General features: G+C 75.1%; 13 protein-coding genes. 6 read left to right on the top strand and 7 right to left on the bottom strand.

The window, feature by feature from the left end; all coding sequences use genetic code 11:
- Positions 1-294 precede the first annotated feature (294 nt).
- On the top strand, positions 295-3,966 hold the full coding sequence (locus ECOMGDLI_RS09055; protein ID WP_088316257.1) for an Ig-like domain repeat protein: 3,672 nt from the start codon (positions 295-297) through the stop codon (positions 3,964-3,966).
- 30 nt (positions 3,967-3,996) lie between these two features.
- Here ECOMGDLI_RS09055 and ECOMGDLI_RS09050 read toward each other — a convergent pair whose 3' ends face one another.
- Both ECOMGDLI_RS09050 and ECOMGDLI_RS09045 read right to left on the bottom strand, forming a co-directional pair.
- A complete protein-coding gene (locus ECOMGDLI_RS09050) occupies positions 3,997-4,257 on the bottom strand; it encodes a hypothetical protein (protein WP_143447597.1) in 261 nt (86 codons plus the stop codon).
- A 34-nt stretch (positions 4,258-4,291) separates the two neighbouring features.
- Positions 4,292-5,305, bottom strand: coding sequence for a YihY/virulence factor BrkB family protein (locus ECOMGDLI_RS09045; protein ID WP_233153376.1), 1,014 nt, complete (start codon positions 5,303-5,305; stop codon positions 4,292-4,294).
- A 103-nt stretch (positions 5,306-5,408) separates the two neighbouring features.
- Here ECOMGDLI_RS09045 and ECOMGDLI_RS09040 point away from each other — a divergent pair, with 103 nt between their 5' ends.
- The 5 genes from ECOMGDLI_RS09040 (at position 5,409) to ECOMGDLI_RS09020 (ending at position 13,039) form a co-directional block, all read left to right on the top strand.
- Complete coding sequence (locus ECOMGDLI_RS09040; RefSeq protein ID WP_088316254.1) at positions 5,409-7,070, top strand: acyl-CoA dehydrogenase family protein; 1,662 nt, start codon at positions 5,409-5,411, stop codon at positions 7,068-7,070.
- 156 nt (positions 7,071-7,226) lie between these two features.
- A complete protein-coding gene (gene glgX / locus ECOMGDLI_RS09035; RefSeq protein WP_088316252.1) occupies positions 7,227-9,641 on the top strand; it encodes a glycogen debranching protein GlgX in 2,415 nt (804 codons plus the stop codon).
- Positions 9,638-12,130, top strand: coding sequence for a malto-oligosyltrehalose synthase (treY, locus tag ECOMGDLI_RS09030; protein ID WP_088316273.1), 2,493 nt, complete (start codon positions 9,638-9,640; stop codon positions 12,128-12,130). Before glgX ends, treY begins: the two co-directional genes overlap by 4 nt.
- 231 nt (positions 12,131-12,361) lie before the next feature.
- Positions 12,362-12,670, top strand: a complete 309-nt coding sequence (locus ECOMGDLI_RS09025; protein ID WP_143447596.1) for a hypothetical protein — start codon at positions 12,362-12,364, stop codon at positions 12,668-12,670.
- A gap of 42 nt (positions 12,671-12,712) precedes the next feature.
- Positions 12,713-13,039 carry a hypothetical protein gene (locus ECOMGDLI_RS09020; protein WP_088316248.1) on the top strand — a complete coding sequence of 109 codons (327 nt, stop codon included), beginning with the start codon at positions 12,713-12,715 and terminating at the stop codon, positions 13,037-13,039.
- A 23-nt stretch (positions 13,040-13,062) separates the two neighbouring features.
- Here the strand turns inward: ECOMGDLI_RS09020 and ECOMGDLI_RS09015 are convergent, their stop codons facing one another.
- From ECOMGDLI_RS09015 to ECOMGDLI_RS34525, 5 genes are all read right to left on the bottom strand, one after another.
- Positions 13,063-13,917: a DUF3105 domain-containing protein gene (locus tag ECOMGDLI_RS09015; protein ID WP_143447594.1), complete on the bottom strand. Its 855-nt coding sequence runs from the start codon at positions 13,915-13,917 to the stop codon at positions 13,063-13,065.
- 26 nt (positions 13,918-13,943) lie between these two features.
- On the bottom strand, positions 13,944-15,164 hold the full coding sequence (locus tag ECOMGDLI_RS09010) for a VWA domain-containing protein (protein ID WP_088316244.1): 1,221 nt from the start codon (positions 15,162-15,164) through the stop codon (positions 13,944-13,946).
- Positions 15,161-17,590 (bottom strand): DUF5682 family protein, encoded by a 2,430-nt coding sequence (locus ECOMGDLI_RS09005; RefSeq protein ID WP_198954708.1) that lies wholly within the window; start codon positions 17,588-17,590, stop codon positions 15,161-15,163. Before ECOMGDLI_RS09005 ends, ECOMGDLI_RS09010 begins: the two co-directional genes overlap by 4 nt.
- Entirely contained in the window at positions 17,587-18,717 is a 1,131-nt protein-coding gene (locus tag ECOMGDLI_RS09000; RefSeq protein ID WP_088316242.1) for an AAA family ATPase, read from the bottom strand. Before ECOMGDLI_RS09000 ends, ECOMGDLI_RS09005 begins: the two co-directional genes overlap by 4 nt.
- Positions 18,714-20,161, bottom strand: a 1,448-nt coding sequence (locus tag ECOMGDLI_RS34525; RefSeq protein ID WP_088316240.1) for a DUF5691 domain-containing protein, incomplete at its 5' end; no start/stop codon positions are given. The genes ECOMGDLI_RS09000 and ECOMGDLI_RS34525, both read right to left, overlap by 4 nt.

Below are 20,161 nucleotides of genomic sequence, written 5' to 3'. Positions count from 1 at the left end.
GGGTTTCACCCGGTCGGACGACGGGACGCCGCACCGCTCACCGCCCGCCGGTCCGCAGCCCCTCCGGTGCCCGGACCGGCCGCACCCGTTCGGTGCGCGCAGAGCCGTCCGGGTCCGGACGGCGCACGCACCGTCACGCCGCGCGCCGCCGTCTGGGCGACCACCGGCCGGGCGAGCCCGCGCGGCCCGCCCGGCACGCTGGTCGGGACAGTGTCGGACGGCTGCGGGGGCGGTCGCGTTCAGGGAGAGCCCGTGCTGCGTCGGCGACGGACCGCCATCCTCACCTCTGCCTGCGTGGCAGCCCTGCTCGGCGTCCCCGGGGTCGCCGAGGCGGCCACGAGCGCCGGAGCCCCGGAGGTCACCGAGGCGACCGGGAAGGTCGAGACGGTCGTCGTCGACCCGACCGGCGCGGGACCCGGCGCCGGCCGCCGGCCCGCCGCCGCGACGACGGCGACCCACACGAGCGCGCAGACGAAGACGCTCGTCGACGTCGGCGGCCGGCTCCTCGAGGTCACCGACGCCACCCGCGCCCGGCTCGCCGGAGCCCGGTCCGGCGACACCGTCCGGGTCACCGTCTCCACGCCGCGCCGCGGCAGCGCGACCGTCACCGCGGCGGCACCGACCGGACGCCGCCGCGCCGCGGCGTCCACCGCGACCGGCGCCCACAGCGTCACCGTGCTGCCCGTCTACTGGTCGGCCAAGGACTCGCAGACCCAGGCGACGCTGCAGAACCTCGCGAACCTCACGGCGAACTTCTGGGAGCAGCAGTCCAACTCCCGGCTGACGATGACCGCCACCGCGCTGGACTGGAAGCCGATCAGCGCCCCGAGCGGGTGCGACTACTCCGGGATCTACTCCGCGGCCCTGGCCGCGCACGGTGTCGCCGCACCGACGAGCAGCGCGCAGCACCTCCTCGTCTACTTCCCCTACCGCAGCGACTGCGGCTGGGCCGGCCTCGGCACCGTCGGTGGCAGCCGGACCTGGATCAACGGCTACCCCTACGTCGAGGTGAGCGCCCACGAGCTCGGGCACAACTTCGGCATCGGCCACGCGAACACCGCCGACTGCACGCTGAACGGCGCCCGCGTCGCGCTCTCGACGACGTGCACGAACCACGAGTACTGGGACTCCGTCGATGTCATGGGCTCGGGCCAGTGGAACAACAACCCGGGCAACCTCAACGTCGCGCTCGCCGACTACCTCGGATTCGCGACCGTCACCCGGGCGACCGCCGGCGCCACGACGACCGCGACCGTCGCACCGACGGCGCAGCTCACGGCGAACCGCGCCGTCCGGGTCGACCTGCCGTCCGGCGTCCCGGTGTACGTCGAGTACCGACCGACCGCGGGGCGGGACTGGCGGCAGTCGCAGTGGGCGGGGGTCCAGGTGCGGCAACGGGTCTCGACGCAGGGCTACCCCGCGTCCCAGCTCCTGGACATGCAGCCGTCGACGTCGTTCGCGAACGCGTCCCTGCCGACCTGGGCGGTCTGGCCGGTCCCCGGCACCGGGCTGTCGGTCAAGGTCACCGACCTCACCGCGACCGGCGCGACGGTGAGCGTCGTCCCGACGGCCGACGACACGACGGCCCCCGCGAAGGTCACCCCCACGTCCCCGACCGCCGGGCAGACCGTGCCCGTCGGCTCGACGCTCGCCTGGACCGCCGCCACGGACGCCGGCGGCGCCGGGACCGCCGCCTACGCGCTCCACGTCGACGGCGTGCTCCGGACCCGGGTCGGCGCCACGACGACCTCCTGGACGCTCCCGTCCCTCGCCGACGGGTCGCACACCGTGCGGGTCGACGCGACCGACAACGCCGGCAACACGACGGCCGGAACCGTCGTCACCTTCACCGTCTCGAGCACGACCGCGGCCGGCCCGGCCCGGATCCTCACGCCGGCCGCGGGCTCCTTCACCGGCAGCACGGCGACCGTCACCTGGGCCGTCGACAAGGCGACCGCCGCGGCCGTCCTCGTCGACGGCACCGCCGCCGCGACGGCGCCCTCGGGGACCACGACCGCCACCCTGACCGGCCTCGCCGACGGCACCCACACCTTCGCCGTCGCCTCGCTGAGCGGCGCGGGCGCGACGACCGCCACCTCGGCCGCCGTCACCGTGACCACCGACACGACCGCCCCCACGGCGCCGTCCGGTCTCACCGTCGCGGGCAGCAGGGCGACGTGGACGGCGTCCACCGACGCGACGTCCGGCCTCGCCGGGTACCGGGTCTCGCTCGACGGCGGCGCCTGGAGCAGCGTGACGACGACCTCCGTCTCGTTCACCGTCCCCGACGGCGCGCACTCGGTCGCCGTGAAGGCGCTCGACCGTGCGGGCAACACGTCCGCCACGGCGACGGCGTCGTTCGTCCGCGACGCGACGGCCCCGACCGGCCTGGCCATCACCGCCCCGGCGGCGAACGCCCTGCTCACCTCGCGGTCGACGACCCTGGCCTGGACCGCCGCGGCCGACGCCCAGAGCGGCGTCACCGGCTACCGCGTCACCGTGCCCGGCGCCGCACAGCCGGTCGTCGTCGGCGCCGACACCCTCAGCCACCCGCTGACGCTGCCCGAGGGGGTCTCGACCCTCAGGGTCGCCGCCCTCAACGCGGCCGGCGGCGCCGCCGAGCAGTCGGTGAAGGTCACCGTCGACACCGTCGCCCCGGCGGCGCCGACCGCGCTCACGGTCCCCCGGGACGGGACGCGGATCACCTGGAAGGGCTCGACGAAGGACGGCGGGACGGCGGTGTCGTTCCGGGTCGTCGTCGACGACGGCGCCGCGGTGACCTCCGGGAGCACGAGCCTGGCCCTCGCGCTCGCCCCGGGCCTGCACACGTTCGCGGTCCGTGCCGTCGACGCCGCCGGCAACACCTCCGCCGCGGGCACCCTGAGTCGCTGGGTCGACACCACGGCCCCCACGGCGCCGACGATCACCTCGCCGACGGAGGGCTCGCCGTCCGGGTCCCGGACCGTCGCCGTCACCTGGTCCGCGGCCACCGACGCCGAGAGCGGGATCGACGGCTACGTCGTCACCGTGAACGGCCGCAAGCTGAGCCCGCTCGGCGCCTCCGCCACCGGCACCTCGGTGACGGCCACGGCCGACGGACGGCTCGTCGTCGCGGTCGCCGCGGTGAACGCCGCCGGTCTCACCGGTCCGTCGTCCTCCCGCACGGTCCTCGTCGACACCGCCGCCCCGGGCACCCCGTCCCGGCTCGCCGCCTCCGCGGCCGGCGTGCTCACCTGGAAGGCCGCGACCGACCGCGGCAGCGCCGTGTCGTACCGGGTCGCGGTCGACGACGGGACGCCGGCCACGGTCACCGTGCCCACCTTCACGACGACCGGGGCCGGGCAGCACACGTTCACCGTGACGGCCGTCGACGCGGCCGGCAACGCCTCGGCCCCGGCGACGCTCACCGCCTGGCTCGACGCCAGCGCGCCGTCCGCGCCCGCACCCGTCGCGCCGTCCGCCGGCGGGGTCGTCGCGACCCGGACGCCCGTCGTCAGCTGGGCGCCGGCCGTCGACGACGAGACTGGTGTCGTCGCCTACCGGGTCAGCGTCAACGGCCGGGTCGTCTCCACGACCTCCGGCAACGCGACGAGCGCCCAGGTGCCCGTGCCCGAGGGCGCGGTGACGGTGACCGTCACGGCGGTCAACCAGGCCGGGGTGCTCAGCGAGGCAGGCCGGCTGGCCCTCGTCGTCGACACGACGCGGCCGAAGGCGCCGGCCGGGGTCGCGGTGTCGTCCGCAGACGTCCTCACGTGGGGCGCTGCGCTCGACGGCGGGACGGCGGGCACCGGGGTCGTCGGGTACGTCCTGTACCTCGACGGCGTGGAGAGCGAGCAGGTGGCGGCGGCCGACGGACGGTCGCGCCAGGTGACGACGCCGACCGGGACGCACGTCTGGTCGGTCGCGGCGGTCGACGGTGCGGGCAACGTCTCCGCACGCGGGACGGCGGCGGCGGTCACGCGCTGACGGCCCGTCCCGGGCCGCGGTGCGGGAGCGTCAGGCGCTGCGGTCCACGGGGCGCATGAGCACGGCGTCCAGGGTCGTGCGGCCGTCCGGCCAGACCGTGAGGCGGACGGCGTCCCCGCGGCGGGCGAGCGCGTCCGGGGACGACGCCGAGGCGACGAGCAGCGCGGAGCCCCAGGTCGCTCTGAGGCGGCCACCGGTGGTCAGCACGGTCGCCCCCGCCTCGTCGGCGGAGACGACACGACCGGTGATCATGCGTAGCCGGGCGGCCACGCGCGGCGAGGGTGTCCCCATGGCAGTGACGGTACGTCCCGACCCGGGCCGGGCGCTACGGCGAATCCGTCTTCTCGGGTGACGGAGTGACGGGGGTCTCCCCCGCGTGCCCCCCGCCCTCCTCACGGGCGGCGACCCGGGCGGGGTGCGGCCAGAGGCCGTCGACGGCCGCGTTGAGGGCCGCGCCGATGAGCACGGCGATCGCCAGGAAGTACATCCAGATGAGGACGACGATCGGGGTCGCGAGCGGGCCGTAGATCGAGGCACCGCCGACGGACGCCGAGATGACGACCCGGAGCACGAAGCTCGCGAGCACCCAGATGACGAGGGCCAGGACCGCTCCCGGGACGTCGCGGCGCCACGGCGTCCGGATCGGGGTCGCGACGTGGTAGAGCGTCGCGAGCGCCACGACCGTCAGGATGGTGACGACCGGCCAGTACAGCGACGACATCCAGGCCAGCGACGGCAGCCCGTCGATGCGCTGCGAGAGGAACGTCTGGAGCAGGTTCGGGCCGAGCAGGATGAGCGGCAGGATGACGATCCCGACGAGCAGCGCGGCGACGTACATCGAGAACGACAGCGCCCGGGTACGGACGATCCCGCGGTGGCCGCCGAGCCCGTACATGATCGAGCAGGTGTCGATGTAGACGTTGAGCGCCCGCGAGCCCGACCACAGCGACAGCAGGAAGCCGATGGAGACGATCTCCCCGCGGCCGCCGTCGAGGACATCCTCGAAGGTCGGCAGGATGACCGTGGAGACGGCGTCGGGCGTGAGGAAGGTCTCGGCGAGCTGCCGGATCCGGTCCTGGAGGTCGGCGAGGACGTCCTGGCCGAGCCGCTGGCCGACGAACCCGATGCTCGCGACGAGACCGAGGACGAGCGGCGGCATCGACAGCAGCGTGAAGAAGCCGGCCTCCGCCGCCAGCCCGGTCACCCGGTAGCGCATGCAGATCCGGAACGTCCCGGCCGTCAGCCGGCCGAGGACCGCCAGGGCCTGCCGCACCTGAATCCTCTCCGTGCTCGGGACGGGTACGGACCCCCGGCGCCGCACCTGCGTCTCCGCGCTCACGGCACCACGGTAACCACCCGCGACACGCCCCGCGGCCCGCCGCGCCAATCACGCACCGTGAGGATGGTCGTCCTGGGCCATCTGGGTGGGTACGGTGGCTTCCGTGGCCGAGTCGGACGACGACCTCAACCTCGTTCCGCAACCGGTCGACCGCGATCTGTTCGGTGAGGACACCGTGCTCGTCGAGGCCGTCCGCCGGTACGGGGCCGAGCAGCACCTCGGCCGGCTGCGCGACCTCGGCCGCCAGGCCGGCTCGCCCCGCGCCCTGCGGTGGGCCGAGTTCGTCGACACCAACCCGCCCCACCTGCGCACCCACGACCCGTTCGGGCGCCGGGTCGACGAGGTCGAGTACCACCCCGCGTGGCACCGGCTGCTCCAGGCCGGGGTCCGGGCCGGGCTCACCGCCGGGCCCTGGGAGGGCGGGGCGGACGCCGCGGCGCACGCGGCGCGGGCGGCGGCGCTGCTCGTGTGGTCCCAGCTCGAGACCGGCCACACCGGTGCCCTGACGACGAGCTACGCGGTCGTCCCGGGGCTGCGCGCCGACCCCGACCTGGAGAAGGTCTGGCTCCCCCGGCTCGCCTCCCGGGCCTACGAGTCGAGCCTGCGCCCGCCCGCGGAGAAGCTCGGCAGCCTCGCCGGCCTGGCCGTCACCGAGCGGCAGGCGGGCAGCGACCTGCGGACGACGCGGACCGTCGCCGCCCCGGAGCCCGGCGGGCCGCTGGAGTCCGGCGAGACGTACCGGCTCACCGGGCAGAAGTGGTTCTGCTCCTCGCCGATGAGCGACGTGAGCGTCGTGCTCGCGCACGCCCCCGGCGGTCTCACGACGTTCCTCGTGCCGCGGGTGCTCGCGGACGGGTCGCGCAACACGTGGCGGCTCATGCGGCTCAAGGAGACCGTGGGGCAGCGCTCCGGCGCGGCCGCCGAGGTCGAGCTCGCGGACACCTGGGGGGTCCGGCTCGGCGACGAGGGGCGCGGGCTGCGGGTGCTCACCGACATCGCGGCCTCGACGCGCCTGGACGGCGTCGTCTCCTCGGCGGGCCTCATGCGGGCCGGTGTCGTCCGCGCCGTCCACCACGCGCGGCACCGGCACGCGTTCGGCTCGCCCCTGGCGGACAAGCCGCTCATGCAGAACGTCCTCGCCGACCTCGCCCTCGAGAGCGAGGCGGCGACGCTGCTCGCGATGCGCCTGGCGGCCGCCGTCGACGCGGGCGAGACGGACTTCCTGCGGGTCGCCGTCCCCGTCGCCAAGTACTGGGTCTCCAAGCGTGCCGTCGTGCTCCTCGCCGAGGCGATGGAGTGCCTCGGCGGCAACGGGTACGTCGAGGAGCACGGGGTGGCCCGGTTCTTCCGGGACTCCCCGGCGTCCTCGATGTGGGAAGGTACCGGGAACATCAACGCCCTCGACGTGCTGCGGGCGATGTCGGTCCAGCCGCGGTCGATGGAGGTCCTGCTCGGCGAGGTCGACCGGGCCCGGGGCGCGGACCAGCGCCTCGACGCGGCGATGGACGAGGTGGCCGGTTTCCTCCAGGCCGCGGCCCGTGAGGCGCGTCGCGACCCCGGGGCGGTCGAGGGCGGTGCACGATGGATGGTCGAGCGGCTCGCCGTCGTGCTGCAGGCGGCGCTGCTCGTGCGGTACGCACCGGGGCCGGTGTCGTCGGCCTTCCTCGCGACCCGGGTCGCGGGCGGCGGCGGGACGTTGTTCGGCACCCTGCCGGTCGGCCGGCGCTCGACGCAGACGATCGTCGACCGGGCGCTGCCCGCGTGAGGTGACCGCGCACGACGGACGACGTGGCGTTGGTCACGGGGAGGGATGGACCGGACCAGGCGTGGGGGCCCGTTCGACGGGCAGTGCCGCAGGTGCATCGACACAATTCGGCAGGCGCCCGGACGTGGGCGGCCTGCGTTCGTGATGGGGAGTGCAGTGGAGATCTGGCCCGGTGTTCCGTACCCGCTCGGGGCGACCTTCGACGGCGCGGGGACGAACTTCGCCCTGTTCTCGGAGATGGCCGACAGGGTCGCGCTCTGCCTCGTGAGCAGCGACGGCACCGAGGAGCGCATCGAGCTCTCCGAGGTCGACGGCTTCGTGTGGCACTGCTACATCCCCCGGATCGGCCCCGGCCAGCGCTACGGGTTCCGGGTGCACGGCCCGTACGACCCGTCGACCGGCTGCCGCTGCAACCCCTCGAAGATCCTCCTCGACCCGTACGCGAAGGCGATCGAGGGCCAGATCGACGGCCACGAGTCGCTCTTCTCCTACCGGTTCGACGACCAGGACAAGTTCAACGACCTCGACAGCCTCGGGCACACGATGATGTCCGTCGTCGTCAACCCGTACTTCGACTGGGGCAACGACCGTCCGCCGCGCCACGAGTACCACGAGAGCGTCATCTACGAGGCCCACGTCAAGGGCCTGACGATGACCCACCCCGGCATCCCGGACGACATCCGCGGCAGCTACGCGGCGATGGGGCACCCGAGCGTCATCCAGCACCTCACCGACCTCGGCGTCACCGCGGTCGAGCTCATGCCCGTGCACCAGTTCGTGCAGGACACGACGCTCGTCGACAAGGGCCTGGCCAACTACTGGGGCTACAACACGATCGGCTTCTTCGCCCCGCACAACTCCTACTCCTCGGCCGGCCAGCGCGGGCAGCAGGTGCAGGAGTTCAAGGCGATGGTCCGGGCCCTGCACGAGGCGAACATCGAGGTCATCCTCGACGTCGTCTACAACCACACGGCCGAGGGCAACCACATGGGCCCGACGCTGTGCTTCCGCGGCATCGACAACGGCGCCTACTACCGCCTCGTCGACGAGGACCGCTCGCACTACTACGACACGACGGGCACCGGCAACAGCCTGCTCATGCGGCACCCGCACGTCCTGCAGCTCATCATGGACTCGCTGCGCTACTGGGTGCAGGAGATGCACGTCGACGGCTTCCGCTTCGACCTCGCGGCCACCCTGGCCCGGCAGTTCCACGAGGTCGACCGGCTCAGCGCGTTCTTCGACATCGTCCAGCAGGACCCGGTCATCTCCCAGGTCAAGCTCATCGCCGAGCCGTGGGACATCGGCGAGGGCGGCTACCAGGTCGGCAACTTCCCGCCGCTGTGGACCGAGTGGAACGGCAAGTACCGCGACACCGTCCGCGACTTCTGGCGCGGCGAGCCGGCGACGCTCGGCGAGTTCGCGTCCCGGATCACCGGGTCCAGCGACCTCTACCAGGACGACGGCCGGCACCCCATCGCGAGCATCAACTTCGTCACCGCGCACGACGGCTTCACGATGCGCGACCTCGTGTCGTACAACGAGAAGCACAACGAGGCGAACGGCGAGGGCAACAACGACGGCGAGAGCCACAACCGGTCGTGGAACTGCGGCGCCGAGGGCGACACCGACGACGAGACGGTCGTCGCGCTGCGCGCCCGGCAGCAGCGCAACTTCATCGCGAGCCTCATGCTGAGCCAGGGCGTCCCGATGCTCCTGCACGGCGACGAGCTGGGCCGCAGCCAGGGCGGCAACAACAACGGCTACTGCCAGGACAACGAGATCTCCTGGGTCGACTGGAAGCTCGAGGAGTGGCAGGACGAGCTGCTCGCGTTCACCCAGCACCTCATCGCGCTGCGCAAGCAGCACCCGGTGTTCCGCCGCCGCCGGTTCTTCGCCGGTGCGCCCGACCAGGGCGGCCGCAGCGACGTCGGCGACATCGACTGGCTGACCCCGGCCGGCACGCCGATGCAGTCCCAGGACTGGCAGAACGGCTACGCCCGGGCCGTCCAGGTGTTCCTCAACGGCGAGCGGATCGTCGAGCCGGACAAGCGCGGCCAGAAGGTTCTCGACGACTCGTTCCTCATCGTCTTCAACGCGCACTACGAGGACCTCGAGTTCACCATGCCGCCGAAGGAGTACGGCACCTTCTGGTCGGTCGTCGTCGACACCGCGGACGACGAGACGAGCGGCATCGAGGGCGGCGACACCTTCGCCCCCGGCGACGTGCTCGTCGTCGCGTCCCGGTCGCTCGTCGTCCTGCGCCGTCCGCTGGACCTCGCGGGCGACGCGACGATGTCGGCCGCCGCGACCGCCACCGCGCAGACCCCGAGCAGCGCCCGGGCCGTCCCGCAGGGCACGGACCCGAAGACGCTGCCGCGCGGCGACCGCTCGGGCAAGAACCTGCCGCCGCCGCGGCCCGCGCTCGGGGCCCGGGCCCGCAGCTACGCACCACGCCCCGCCGTCCCGGCACAGCCGCGGTACACCCTCCCCGACGAGCTCGCGGCGGAGCTCGCCGGGGAACCGTGGTCGGACGGGAGCACGGAGCCCGTCCCCGGGCAGCACGCATGACGGCCGCTGACGCGTGCCCGACGAGCACCTACCGGGTGCAGCTGCGCCCGGGGTTCGGCTTCGACGACGTCGCCGCGCTCGCCGGCCACCTCGCCGCGCTCGGGGTCACGCACGTCTACCTCTCCCCCGTGCTCGAGGCGACGCCGGGCTCGACGCACGGCTACGACGTCGTCGACCACGACCTGCTCTCGACGCAGGCCGGGGGCCGGGAGGCCTTCGACCGCATGACGGCCGCGCTGTCGGCGCAAGGGCTGTCGGCGGTCGCGGACGTCGTCCCGAACCACATGGCCGTCCCCACCCCGGTGCGGCTCAACCACGCGCTCTGGTCGGTGCTGCGCGACGGCCCGGCCTCGCCGTTCGCGGACTGGTTCGACGTCGACTGGTCGGTGCCGGACCGGGCTGTCCTCATGCCCGTGCTCGGTGACCGGATCGGCACCGCGCTCGTCCGCGGCGAGATCACCGTCGACCGGACGGGTGCCGAGCCGGTGCTGCGCTACTTCGACAAGGAGTTCCCGATCCGGCCCGGCACCGACACGCTCCCGCTCGAGGAGCTCGTCGACCGGCAGTGGTACCGGCTCGCGTGGTGGCGGGTCGCCGACGAGGAGCTCAACTACCGCCGGTTCTTCGACGTCGACACGCTGGCCGCCGTCCGGGTGGAGCACCCCGAGGTCTTCGACCTCACGCACCGGGTGCTCGTCGACCTCGTCGCGTCCGGCGCCCTGACCGGGCTGCGGATCGACCACCCGGACGGTCTCGCCGACCCCCGCGGCTACCTGGACCGGCTCGCCGAGGCGACCGGGGGCACCTGGGTCGTCGTGGAGAAGATCGTCGAGGGCGACGAGTCGCTGCCCGCCGACTGGGCGTGCGCCGGGACGACCGGCTACGACGCGCTCATGCGGGTCGGCGGCGTCTTCGTCGACCCGGCGGGCGCCGCACCGCTCGACCGGCTGCTCGTCGAGCTCACCGGCGAGACCGAGTCGTTCGACGCCGTCGTCGACCAGGCCAAGCGCGAGGTCGTCGAGCAGAGCCTCTACGCCGAGGTGCACCGGCTCACCGACCTCGTCTTCGAGACCTGCCACGCGGACGTCGCCCTGCGCGACCACCCGCGCCGGCACCTGCAGGCGGCGCTCGTCGAGCTGCTCGTCGCGTTCGACCGCTACCGGGCCTACGTCGTCCCGGACGAGCCGGCGCCCGCCGAGCAGGTCGCCGTCGTCGAGGCGGCCGCGGTCCGGGCCCGCGAGAAGCTGCCCGAGGAGGCCCGCGAGGCGCTCGACGTCGTCGTCGACCTCGTCCTCGCCCGACCGACCGGCACCCTGGCGTTCGACGGCCGGGAGGCCGCGCGCCGCCGTGAGCTCGCCGTCCGGTTCCAGCAGACCTGCGGACCGGTCATGGCCAAGGGCGTCGAGGACACCGCGTTCTACCGCTGGCACCGGCTCGTCGCGCTCAACGAGGTCGGCGGCGACCCGACGCACTTCGGCGTTCCGCCCGAGGAGTTCCACGCGTACGCGGCCCGGCTCGCCCGGGACTGGCCGGCGACGATGACGACGCTGTCGACCCACGACACGAAGCGCTCCGAGGACGTCCGCGCCCGGCTGGCCGGGCTGTCGGAACTCACCGAGGAGTGGGCCGAGGCGGTCCGCGGCTGGACCGAGCAGGCGCTGCGCTTCAGGTCGTCCGAGGGGCACCCGGACCCGGCCACCCAGTACCTGCTCTGGCAGACCCTCGTCGGCACGTGGGACGGCGACCCGATCCCGCTCGACCGGCTCGGCCCCTACCTGGAGAAGGCGACCCGCGAGGCCAAGCGGTACACGTGGTGGACCCGCCCGGACCCCGCCTACGACGAGGCGGTCCAGGGCTACGCCGCGGCCGTGCTCGGCGACGAGGCGCTGCTCGGCGACGTCGCACGGTTCGACGCCCTCCTCGACCCCGTCGCCCGCGTGAACACGCTGGGGCAGAAGCTCACCCAGCTGACGATGCCCGGCGTCCCCGACGTGTACCAGGGCTGCGAGACCGTCGACCTGTCGCTCGTCGACCCGGACAACCGCCGCGACGTGGACTTCGACGACCGCCGCGACCGGCTCGCCCGGCTCGACGCCGGCGAGAAGCCGCAGGACCTCGGCGACGAGAAGCTGCTCGTCACCTCGCGCGCGCTGCGGCTGCGCCGTGACCACCCGGACTGGTTCGCCGGCCCGGCCTCCGGCTACGCCCCCGTCGGGACGACGACCGGCAACGCCCTCGCCTTCGCCCGCGGCCCCCGGATCGGCAACGGGAACGGTGACGGCGCCGCCCCGACGCCGTCCGCGGTGACCGTCGTGACCCGCCTGCCCGTCGCCCTCGAACGCCACGGCGGCTGGGGCGACCACACGATCTTCGTCCCCGAGGGGCAGTGGCGCGACGTGCTCACCGGCGTCACGGTGGACGGCGGCGCGGTCCGCCTCGCGGACTTGCTCGAGGCGCTGCCCGTCGCGCTGCTCGTGCGTGAGGGGTGACGGCCCGGCGCGGGTGATCGTCCTCTGGTGGCCGGCCAGAGGAGAATGCGCGCAGCGGAGCGACGTCTTTCCCGAGGCTGCGGTGATGGTCGGGTCGATGGTTGTGTCCTTCTGCACGTCATAGCGTGCAGAAGGACACGACCATCGACTCATTCATGAGTTTCGTTCGACCATCCGGAGAATCCCTTTCGATGCCTCGAAGAATGACAAGTAATTGTCATACCCCGTCACGTGGTGATCGTTTATGGTGACGATCACGGGCGAATGATGCGGGCGACGGGGTTCCGCTTCTCGTGGGGACGCGCCCTGTTCGTGCGATTCAGGACCACGGGGTTCGAGATGGCCGAAGCGTACAAGCTGGGCGTTTTCCTCATCTTCACGAAAGCGTACAGAACCTCATTCTTCGGAAAGGTCTACCCACCCGGATCCGGCGGCCAGATCACGCGGATCCGAAAGGGCTGGTTGACGACGTCCTTCGACCTGAGGCTGAAGGACGGCACCTTCCTGCGAAAGGTTCCCCTGGAGTACTTCCGGGCCTGAACGACCGGGTTTGGCAGGTCGTTCCTCGGGCACTTCTGACGCATGACCGAGACCAGCCCCACCGAGCACGTCGAACGCCGCGATCCCGCCGCCGTCGTCGCGGACGACGACCGACTGAGCGCCGTCCAGGACCGCATCGACGAGGCCAAGGACGCCGCCGGCGACCTGCGGGAGGACGACGTCCTCGCGCCGGGCGACGGCACCGGCCCGGCGGGCACCGACGACGACCACGGCACCTTCGAGCCGTCCGGCGACGGCACGGACGCCGGGCGGAACCCGACGGAGGGCGCGGACGCCACGACGCCGGGTGCGGCGGACGACCCGCGCGGCCCCGAGGCCTTCGACGGGCCGGGTCCGAACCCGCTGTAGGGCGTCCTCCGGGAGAGCCCGCCTCAGCCGACGGCGCCCTCGGGGTTCGGCAGCGCCGACCCGGCGGTCGCCGGGCGGCCGCCCGTGAGGATCGGCACGCCGTCCACCGGTGAGCCGAACTCCGGGCTGTACTTCTGGCTGTGCCGGAACGTGTCGACGAAGGTCTGCAGCCGCGGGTCCGACGGGGAGTCGACGCGCAGCTGGTAGCCCCACGCGCTGATGACGACCGGCGCGGGCAGCTTCTCGTCGGCCCACGGGCTCATGAGGACGTACCGGTTCGACTGCCCCGGCGCGCCCTGCTGCTCGATCGGCTGCTGCTTCTCGACGAACGCGGTGAGGGCCGCGACGTCGGCGGCGGCGAGGCCGGGTCGGTAGGTGATCCAGACGGCGCCGTGCTCGAGGTCGTGCACGGCGCGCTCGCTCGGGACCGGAGCGGTGTACACCCCGGCGTTGAGCCAGATCCCGTTGTGCGGGCCGCCCACCGGCGGGATCACGGCGTAGCTCACCGACTCGGCGACGTGGTTGTGCTCGAGCGCGCCGGGCGGGGTGGTCTCCTCGTCGTAGCCCGAGGTGTCCCAGGCGAGCAGGCCCTCGATCGGCTCCGGGGCCTTGACCTGCTTCGGCTCCTGCTGGAGCAGCGGTCCGCCGGTGACCGCCTCGGGCGCGATCTCGCCCGCCGGCGCCGCCGCCGCGGACGACGACCCGGCCGGCGGCGCCGTCATCGGGCCCTCGGACTCCTCGGACGACCCGCTCGTGCTCCCGCCCGTCGCCCCGGACGAGGCGCTGCCGCAGCCCGCGAGCACCGTCAGGGCGAGCAGGCCGGCCACGGGCAGCGCCCACCGTCGCCCGGTCGCCCGGGCCCGTCGATCAGTCGTCACGAGGGCAGACTCTAGACGGCGCGGTCTCACCGGGCGGCGACCTGCTCCCGTGCCGCCCACCGGCCGACGTCCCCCTTCGCGAGTGCGACGGCGAGCAGGTCGGGGAAGGCGTCGGGCGTGCAGGCGAACGCCGGGACGCCCAGCGCGGCGAGCGCCGCGGCGTTCTCCGCGTCGAACGAGGGCGCCCCCTCGTCGGACAGCGCGAGGAGCACGACGACCTGCACCCCGTCGGCCTGCATCGCCGCGATGCGCTTGAGCATCTCGTCGCGGACGCCGCCCTCGTACAGGTCGCTGACGAGCACGAAGAGCGTCTCCGCCGGCCGGGTCACGAGGGACCGGCTGTACGCGATGGCCCGGTTGATGTCCGTGCCGCCGCCGAGCTGGGTGCCGAAGAGGACGTCGACCGGGTCGGTGAGGTGCTCGGTGAGGTCGACGACCTCGGTGTCGAAGACGACGAGCGAGGTCCGCAGCGACCGCATCGACGCGAGCACGCACCCGAAGACCGACGCGTAGACGACGCTGGCGGCCATCGAGCCCGACTGGTCGATCGCGAGGACGACGTCGCGCTGCACGACCTGCTGCCGCCGCCCGTACCCGACGAGCCGCTGCGGGACGACCGTCCGGTGCTCGGGCAGGTAGTGCGCGAGGTTGGCGCGGATCGTGCGGTTCCAGTCGATGTCGCGGTGCCGCGGTCGCGCGGTCCGGGAGGAGCGGTCGAGCGCTCCGGTGACCGCGGCCCGTGTCCGGTCCGCGAGCCGGCGCTCGATCTCCTCGACGACCGTCCGGACGACCTGGCGTGCAGTCTCCTTCGTCGTCTCGGGCATGACCCCGTTGAGCGACAGCAGGGTGCCGACGAGGTGGACGTCCGGCTCGACGGCCGCGAGCAGCTCCGGCTCGAGGAGCATCCGGGTCAGACCGAGCCGGTCGACGGCGTCGCGCTGCATGACCTGGACGACGGTCGTCGGGAAGTACGACCGGATGTCGCCGAGCCAGCGCGCCACCCGCGGTGCGGAGCCGCCGAGCCCGGCCGACCGCGGGCCCCCGGCACCCGGCCCGCCGCCGCGGCCCGCACCGGGCACGCTGTCGTAGAGGGCGGCCAGCGCGGCGTCCATCCCCGCGTCCGCCCCGGAGAGGCCGCCGAGCCCGTCACCGCCCGCGCCGCCGAGCAGCAGCCGCCAGCGCCGCAGCCGCTCGGGCTCGTCGACGTCGCGAACGGGCGTGTGCACCGCCGGGTCGTCAGTGGTCATCGCAGTGCCTCCGAGAGCCCGAGGATCGCGGCGACGGTCCCGAGGGCGGCCGCCGCCCGGTCGGGGTCGACGTCCGGCCAGCCGGCGCCGGCCCCGGGGCGCGCACCGCCCGCCGCGCCGACGGGCAGGGCCCGCACCCGGTCCGCGACGGCCCGCCGCTCCCCCGCCTCGAACGCCCCGAAGCTGCGGCGCACGAGCGGCAGGACGTCGACGAACTCCTGCTCCCGCAGGCCCCGGACCCAGCGGTCCAGCAGCGCGAGCAGGTCGGCGTCGTGGACGAGCAGCAGGCCGCCGCCCGCGAGGAAGCCCTCGACCCACGCCGCCTTCGCCGGGGCGTCGGCCCCGACGGAGAGCGCCCGCCCGAGCCGCGCGGCCGCGTCGGCGGGGTCGACCCGGCCCGCGTCACGCAGCAGGCGGACGGCGCGACCGACGAGCAGCCCGTGGACGTCGGCCCGGTCGACGAGGCCGTGCAGGGTGTCGAGCCAGCGGTCCCGGTCCTGCGGGACGGCGCGCAGCGCGACGGCGGCGTGCACCGCCTCGACGTGCGTCCGCAGCGCCGCCGCGCCGTCGTCGTCGAGCGCGGAGACGGCTGCGGGCAGCCCGGCGCAGATCCGCACGAGGAGGGTGTCGGCGACCCGGCCGAGGGCCTCGGTGTCGGTCTGCCGGACGTCCCCGTACCGCTGCGCCTCGACGAGACCGGGCAGAGCGGCCATGAGATGGGCGACGTCGGTGTCCCGAGCCGCCCGGTCGGCGAGCGCGGCGAGCAGCCGGTCGGTCGCGTCGGGGAGGTCGGCGAGCAGGCAGGACCGGACGAGGGCGGCGAGCCCGGGCAGGGTCGGCGCGCGACCTGCCCCCGGAGCGTCGGCGGCACCGCCGGCGCGGCCCTGCGCCGTGGCGACGACGCGCTCACCGGCGGCCGCCGCGACCGTCGCGCCCCACATCGACGCCTCGACGGCGGCGACCTCGAGCGACGGCGTCCACCGCAGCGCCCACGTCTCGCGGAAGGTGCCGGTCGACCGGACGCCGCCGTCGGCGGCGACCCCCCACGGCAGGTCGAGCAGCGTGAGCCGGTGCAGGAGCACCGAGCGGGCGCGGTCGGTCCCGGTCCGCAGGTCCAGGTCGAGCACGCGCTCGGCGGCGTCGGGCTTGAGCCGCAGCCGGCGGGCCTGCGCGCGCAGGTCGGCCATGAGCGGGACGACGGGGGCGTCGTCGGGCACGCCGCCGAGCCGCTCGCCGACGACGAGGGCGCTCGTGACGCTCGCGAGCGCGACGTCGTCCCCCTCGCAGAGCACGGCCCGGGTCGCCTCGGTGACCTCGGCGAGCCCGGCGAGCGGCCGGCCGCGCAGCGTCGCGAGCGCCTCCGCGAGCCGGACGGACTCGATGACGTGCGCGCTCGAGACCGGCAGGTCCTGCGCGCGGAGGACGCCAGCCACCCGGGTCATCCACCGCGTCACGGTCCGGTCGGGGGCGGTGAAGAGGTGGTGGTACCAGCCCGGCGACTCGACGCCCGCGCCGTACCCGGACGCGTAGGCGAGCCGCGAGTGCGTCCAGGGCACCCAGGTGAGCACGACCTTGCGCCTCGGCAGCCCGCGCAGCCGGCGGGCGTCGGCGGTCGCCGTCGGGAGTGCGCCGGTGAGCGCCGGCACGTGCCAGGCGCCGCACACGACGACGACCCGGCGGGCGCCGTCCCTGAGGACGGCGCGCAGCACCTGCCGCATGTGCGCCTCGCGCTGCTCCTCCCGGTCGCGCTCGGGACCCTCGGGTGTCGGGACCGCCTCGCGCAGCACGGTCATCGCCTCGGCGACGGCCGCGAACGCGCCGAGCGCCGGGTGCGCACGACCGCCGTCAGGGCTCGGCGGCGCCTGCGCGGCGGCGACGGCTCCCCGGGACTCGACGACGTCGTCCCACCACCGTTCGGGGTCGTCGTGACCGGCGGCGTGCGCGAGGAGGGCGATCGGGTCCGTCCGGGCCTGCGCGCGCAGCGACTCGCCGGCGCGGTCCGGGCCCGGGTCACCTTCGGGGTCACCGTGCGGGTCACCGTCAGGGTCCCGGCTCGCGTCGCCGTCCGGCCCGGGCCCGGCGTCCGCCTCCCGCTGGGCGAGCGACACCGCGGCGGGCAGGTCGCACAGCTGCAGCCGGACGCCGTGCCGCAGCGCGTACGAGACCGCCTGCCACTCCGGGGAGAACACCGCGAACGGCCAGAACGCGGCGGTGCCGGGCGCGTCGGCGGCGTAGCCGAGCAGCGCGACCGGCGGGGTCATGTCCGGCGACGCGGCGAGCGCGAGCACCGGGTCGGCGTCCGCGGGCCCCTCGACGAGCACGCAGTCGGGCGCCAGCGCCTCGAGCGCGGCGGCCACCGAGCGGGCCGAGCCCGGCCCGTGGTGCCGCACGCCGAGCACCTCGACCCACGGCTGCTCCGCCGTCACCCGGAGACCTCGCGGCACGCCCGGTAGAAGTCGCCCCAGCCGGCCCGCTCCCGCACGACCGCCTCGAGGTACTCGGTCCACACGGTGCGGTCGGCGACCGGGTCCTGGACGACCGCGCCGAGGATCCCCGCGGCGACGTCGTGCGCCCGCAGGACGCCGTCCCCGAAGTGCGCCGACAGCGCGAGGCCGTGGGTGACGACGGAGATCGCCTCGGCGGTCGAGAGCGTCCCCGACGGGGACTTGAGCGTGGTGCGGCCGTCGGCGGTCACCCCGGAGCGCAGCTCCCGGAACACCGTGACGACGCGACGGATCTCCTCCATCGCGGCGGGCACCTCGGGCAGCTCGAGGGCGCGGCCGAGCTGCTCCACCCGGCGGGAGACGATCTCGACCTCCTCGTCCTCCCCGGCCGGCAGCGGCAGGACGACGGTGTTGAACCGGCGGCGCAGCGCCGACGACAGCTCGTTGACGCCGCGGTCGCGGTTGTTCGCCGTGGCGATGACGTTGAAGCCCTTGGCGGCCTGTACCTCGGTGCCGAGCTCCGGCACCGGCAGGGTCTTCTCCGACAGGATCGTGATGAGCGCGTCCTGGACGTCCGAGGGGATCCGGGTCAGCTCCTCGACGCGGGCGATCCGGCCGTCGGCCATCGCGGTCATGACCGGCGACGCGACGATCGCCGCGGGCGAGGGCCCCTCGGCGAGGAGCCGCGCGTAGTTCCAGCCGTAGCGGATCGACTCCTCCGCGGTGCCCGACGTGCCCTGCACGAGCAGCGTCGAGTCCCCCGACACCGCCGCCGCGAGGTGCTCGGAGACCCAGGTCTTCGCCGTCCCCGGGACCCCGAGCAGGAGCAGCGCCCGGTCCGTGGCGAGGGTGGCGACGGCCACCTCGACGAGCCGGCGCGGCCCGACGTACTTCGGCGTGACGACGGTGCCGTCGGCGGTCGTGCCGCCGAGCAGGTACGTGACGACGGCCCCCGGGGAGAGCACCCACGACGGCGGCCGCGCGCTGCCCTGCGCGGCGTCCTGCGCGGCCAGCGCCGCGAGCTCGGCGGCGAACTGCTGCTCGGCGTGCGGACGCAGCAGGGCCGCCTGCGGCCGGGCGTCACCGGCAGGGAGGTCGGTCGTCGTCATCGGAGCTCCTCGAGCATCTCGGCGCGGGTGGTCAGGGTGGTCGCGGCCCGGTGCAGGCGGTTCGCCCAGCGGGCGCCGTCCTCGGTCGTGGGCCGGGCGAGGCCGCCGACCCGGGGCGCGGCCCCGGGCGGCAACGCGTGGACGAGCAGGTCGACGAGCCCCTGGTAGGGCCACAGCGGCAGCCGCGCGGCCGCCGCGCCGAGCCACTCGAGGACGGCGTCCACGAGCGCGGGCGGCCAGGACCGGGGGCAGCCGGCGAGCGCCGCGGCGAGCACCGCCGGGGTGTCCGCCGGCACCTCCCGGGCGGCGAGCCGGCCGAGCGCGTGCCGGACGACGAGCGCGGCGACCCGGGCCCGGTCACCCTCGGGCAGCGCGCCGAGCAGCGCAGCGACCCGGTCCGCGCCGAGGCCGTCGCCGAGGTCGACGCCGGCGCCGAGCAGGGCCTCGGCCCACGCGAGGGACCCCTCCCGGCCCGCGGCGGCGGCCCAGCCCGCGTGCAGCACCGGTGCCCAGCCGTCGGCCACGGTCGTCGCGACGGCCCGGTCGGGCGGCCCGAGGTCGGCCCACGCCGACAGCGGTGCCGCAGCGACGATCTGGCGCAGCCACCCGGCCCGGCGCCCGGTCCCCGCCGTCGTGGGGCTGTTCGCGGGCGGGTCGACGACGCCGTCGCGGACGGCGGCCGCGTCGAGGTCGTCGGGGACCTCGACGACGAGCCGGGTGCGCAGCAGCCCGCGCTCGAGCCGGACGGCGGCCCGCGCCCGCGCCGCCATCCGCTCCCCGAGCGCCGACCCCGGCAGCGCGGCGAGCAGCCGGGCCGCGGTCTCGCGGACGTCCTTGCGGCGGTCGTCGAGCGCGCGTTCGAGGAGTGGCTCGTCGGCGGCGCCGAGCCCCTCGGCGAGCGCAGCGAGCAGACCGGCACGCGCCGGGCCGGGCTCGGAGCGCCAGGTCTGCTCGACCGCGGCGAGGGCGCGGGCCGGGTCGGCGGCCCGGACGGCGGCGACCCAGCGCAGCCGGGCGGCCTGGTCCCCGAGCCGCCAGGCCTCGTCGGACAGGTCCGGCGGCCCGGCCCCGTCCTGCCCCGCCCCGGCCACCTCGTCGGCGAGCCGCGCCAACCACGCCCACTCGGGGCGCTGCCGGGCGAGCCAGAGCCCGCGCTCGCCGGCCACGACGCGCAGCGCCGGCCGGACGGCGGCGAGCCGGGAGCCACGGTCGAGCAGGTCCGGCAGCAGGGCGGGCGGCACGACGTACCCGCGGGCCGCGGCGGTGGCGAGCCACTCGTCGAGCAGCCCGGTCTCGCGGTCCTCGAGCAGCCCGGCGAGGCGCCGGGCGGCGGCCTCCGGGGCGGCGGGCCTTTGCTCGGCCGGGGCCGGGGCCGGCATCGCGGCCGGCACGGGCAGCTCCCCCGCGCGCCGCCACAGCGTCGCGAGCGCCGCCCGGGAGAGCA

Origin of the sequence: Kineosporia sp. R_H_3, assembly GCF_002198675.1 — a bacterium.
GTDB lineage: Bacteria > Actinomycetota > Actinomycetes > Actinomycetales > Kineosporiaceae > R-H-3.
Note: the sequence above shows the minus strand (reverse complement) of the source record. Positions and strands in the feature narration are given on the sequence as shown.